Origin of the sequence: Patiriisocius hiemis (genome assembly GCF_031846325.1) — a bacterium.
Lineage (GTDB): Bacteria > Bacteroidota > Bacteroidia > Flavobacteriales > Flavobacteriaceae > Patiriisocius_A > Patiriisocius_A hiemis.
In genome coordinates, this window is sequence record NZ_JAVRHZ010000018.1 from 1 (window position 1) to 1239 (window position 1239).

The following is a 1239-nucleotide window of genomic DNA, read 5'->3' on the forward strand; positions in this document are numbered from 1 at the left end:
AAGATTGGCACGAGTTTCGGCTAGGTCACGCTCCTTTTTTTCAGTTTCATACTTAGCTTCAGTTTCTTCAATTATTCTACTATTAGATTCATTTAGAATAGAGTCCTTTATAGCTATATAATCATACAAATATGTATTTGCTGTTTTATAATCATTCTCTTTTTCAGCAATTTCAGTTAGTAATGCATATCCTTCCTTAAGCATTAGTTTTATACCATATTTTTTTGAAAGATCTATACCTTGATTAGCATACTTTTTTGCTTCAGGAATTTTATTATTATCAAAAAACATTTTACCATAGTTTACATAACTATTGGCAAGACCACTATAGTCTTCAACCGAAATTCTTAGTGCCTCAGATTGTTTAAAATATTGCTCTGCTGTTTTAAAATCATTTTTCTTTGAATACGATAATGCAATGTTACTTAAGTATGCCGCTTCTTGTTTTTTATCTTTAAGTTTTCTACTTATACTAAGTGCTTTTTTATACGATTTAATAGCACCATCATACTTCTTTTGATAATCGTAGATAGCTGCTACATTGTTATATCCATTTTGAAGACCATCTAGATTTCCTAACTGTTCTTGCATTTCTAGAGCCTTGGTCAAATAATCTGTTGTTTTATCAAAATTTTTAGTGTAGTAATACACGACACCTATATTGTTATATGACTGTGCTATACCATTTTTATTACCTATAGCTTCTTCTGCTCTTAAAGCGCCAAAATAGCCCTCAAGTGCTTTTACATAATCTCCCTTTCTAGTATCTACCAATGCAATGTTATTAAGTATAACTGCAAAGCCTTTTGTGTCATTTAAATCTTCTACAATATCAAGCGCTTTATTGTAATAGACCATAGCACTATCGTAGGCTGTTTTTCGCTCATAATAATTTCCTAAGGTGGAGTAGTTTTGCCATAAACCCTCTTTAAAATCTATCTTTTTTGAATACTCAACACCCTCTAGTGCAAAAGCTTTAGCACTATCAAGACTAGTGACATTATAATGTGAAGCAATTTTTCTATAAGCCAATGATTTTACAGTATCAACTCTTGCGGTTTCTAATACTTGTAAAAGACTATCTATATTTTTAACCGTATTTTGCGAATAGCTTATTGAACATAAAATAACTGTAATCGCGAATAGTATATACCTCTTTTTCATAATAATTATTAAGAAACTTTAAGTGTTACAAGAGTGCCTTTTTCCATTTCTGAAGAATATGTAATAGTACCTTTA

The 1239-nt window shown here is 30.3% G+C and carries 1 protein-coding gene; it reads right to left on the reverse strand.

Annotated elements, in window-relative coordinates:
• Positions 1 to 1164, reverse strand: a 1164-nt coding sequence (locus tag RM538_RS13350) for a tetratricopeptide repeat protein (protein ID WP_311333935.1), incomplete at its 3' end; no start/stop codon positions are given.
• Between the last annotated feature and the right edge of the window lie 75 nt (positions 1165 to 1239).